Raw genomic sequence first — 2366 nt, 5'->3', positions numbered from 1 at the left:
ACTTCTTCACCCACGGCGGCAACTCCCTGCGCGCCATCCAACTCATCTCCCGCATCCACGACACCCTGGGCCACCACATCGACCTCCGGCAGGTCTTCGGGAGCCCGACCCTGGGCGCGTTGGCCGAGCTGATCGACGCGGAGCAGCGCCGGCGGGTCGAGGCGGAGGTGGCCGCGCTGTCGGAGGAGGAACTGGACCGGCTACTGGCCGCGGAGTCCGGCTGACCGGCGACCACATCGGACAAGGAGCACAGCGTGAGTGACCAGACGGTCGAGGAGAAGCGCCGGGCCCTGATCGAGTTGCGCCTGCGACGGGCGAAGCCCGAACCCGCGACCGCGGCGGAAGCGCTGACGCGGGTGTCGCGGGATGGGCGGTTGCCGTTGTCGTTTCAGCAGGAGGGGTTGTGGTTTCTGCATCAGTTGAACCCGGGTTCGACGGTGTACACGATCCCGTTCGCGTGGCGGTTGCGAGGCTCGTTGGATGTGGAAGCGCTGGAGCGGGCACTGACCACTGTGGTCGGCCGGCACGAGGCGCTGCGCACGCGGTTCGATTCGGCTGACGGGCGACCTTTTCAGGTGATCGATCCGCCACCGAAGCGCTTTGCGTTGCCGGTCGTCGATCTGGGTGAGCGGCCAGACGCCGTCGCGGAGTACGTCCAAGCCGAGGCGGACCGCCCATTCGATCTGGTGGCGGGTGGGTTGTTTCGTGCTGGGCTGATCCGGCTCGGCGATCGGGACCACGTCTTGACGATGGCGGTGCACCACATCATCGCCGACGGCTGGTCGATCGGCATCCTCACCCGCGAACTGGCCGCCCTCTACGACGGCGCGACCCTTCCGGCGCTGGCCATCCAACCCGTCGACGTCGCCGCCTGGCAACGCACCTCGCCGCGCCAGGGCGAGCAACTGGCCTACTGGCGGGAACGCCTCGACGGGCTGCCGGAGCTGGAACTGCCAGCGGACCGGCCGCGGCCCGCCACCCGCACCTGGAGCGGTGCGTCACTGCAAGCCGACATCGATGCCGAGCTCGGTGGTGCGGCGGCCGACCTGGCCCGAGCCGAGGGAGTGTCGTTCCTGGCGGTACTCCAGGCCGCCTTCCTCGTGGTGCTGGCCCGCTACACCGGTCAGGAGGACCTGGCGGTGGGCTCGGTCTTCGGCGGCCGCACCCGGTCAGAGGTGGAGCCGCTGGTCGGTTACTTCGCCAGCACGCTCGTACTGCGTACCAGCCTGGCCGGCGACCCGGACTTCAGGGCGCTGGCCGGTCGCTGCCACGACACCGTGCTTGGGGCGAGCGCTCACCAGGACGTACCGTTCAGCCTCGTCGTCGACGCGCTCAAACCGGAGCGCGACCCGAGCCGCAACCCGCTGTTTCAGGTGAGCTTCTCCTTCCAGCCGGCGGGCTGGTCGACGGGGCAGTTCGTCCTGGGCGGCGTCCCGGCGGAACCGCTGCCCGGCACCACGAGCCAGTCGCGCTTCGACGTCGCCGTCGCGGTCAGCCAACTCCCGGACCGGCGGCTGCGGGTGTCGGTGGAGTATTCGACGGAGTTGTTCGATCAGAGCCGGATGCGGCGCTTGGTGGAGCATCTGGAGTTGGTGTTGCGGCAGGCGGTCGGTGATCCTGGCCGGCGGTTGAGCGAGTTCCGGTTGTTGTCCGATGAGCAGGCGCTGCGGATGGTCGAGGACTGGAACCCAGTGCCGGCGCCGGTCGCGGACGGTTCGTTGTTGCGGGATCTGATCCTCGAGCAGATCGGTTCGCGTCCGGAGGCGCCGGCGGTGCGGTTCGGCGATTCCGAGATCTCGTATGGGGAGTTGGGTCGGCGCGCCTGCAGGTTGGCGTGGGTGTTGCGGCGTGAGTGGGGTGTGGACGCGGAGTCGGTGGTGGGGATCCGGCTGGAGCGGGGGATCGACCTGATCGTGGCTCAGCTGGCGGTCACGTTTGCCGGTGGTGCGTGGCTTCCGTTGGATCCGTCGCATCCGGTGGAGCGGTTGCGGTATCAGGTGGAGGACGCTGGTGCCGTCACGGTTATCACCGAAAGCGACCTGCTCGCGTCCGGGACCGACGATGGGCCGCCACCGGTGCGCACGCGTCCGGACAACTTGGCCTATCTGATTTACACGTCGGGTTCGACGGGGCGTCCGAAGGGTGTGCTTGTCACCCATCGCAACGTGACGGATTTCGTGGTCTCTGCGCGGGAGTTGTTCGGCCTCACTCCCGCGGATCGGGTGTTGCAGTTCGCGAACCCGACGTTCGACGTGAGTGTCTTCGACACGTTCGCGACGTTGGCCAGCGGCGCCCTGTTGGTGTGCGCTCCCCGCGAGCACCTCCACGACCCCGAGCAGCTGACCGCCCTGATGGCACGCGAACGC

Annotated in this window: 2 protein-coding genes; both read left to right on the top strand. The window is 68.6% G+C overall.

What is annotated here, in order from left to right:
• Nucleotides 1–224, top strand: a 224-nt coding sequence (locus QMG73_RS46110; protein ID WP_281906509.1) for a phosphopantetheine-binding protein, incomplete at its 5' end; no start/stop codon positions are given.
• A gap of 30 nt (nucleotides 225–254) precedes the next feature.
• Nucleotides 255–2366 (top strand): condensation domain-containing protein (locus QMG73_RS46105; protein ID WP_281906508.1); only part of this gene is annotated, 2112 nt, incomplete at its 3' end.

This window comes from Phytohabitans aurantiacus, assembly GCF_027923225.1.
Lineage (GTDB): Bacteria > Actinomycetota > Actinomycetes > Mycobacteriales > Micromonosporaceae > Phytohabitans > Phytohabitans aurantiacus.
The sequence above is the reverse complement of the archived record's forward strand: the minus strand, read 5'-3'. Positions and strand labels throughout refer to the sequence as shown.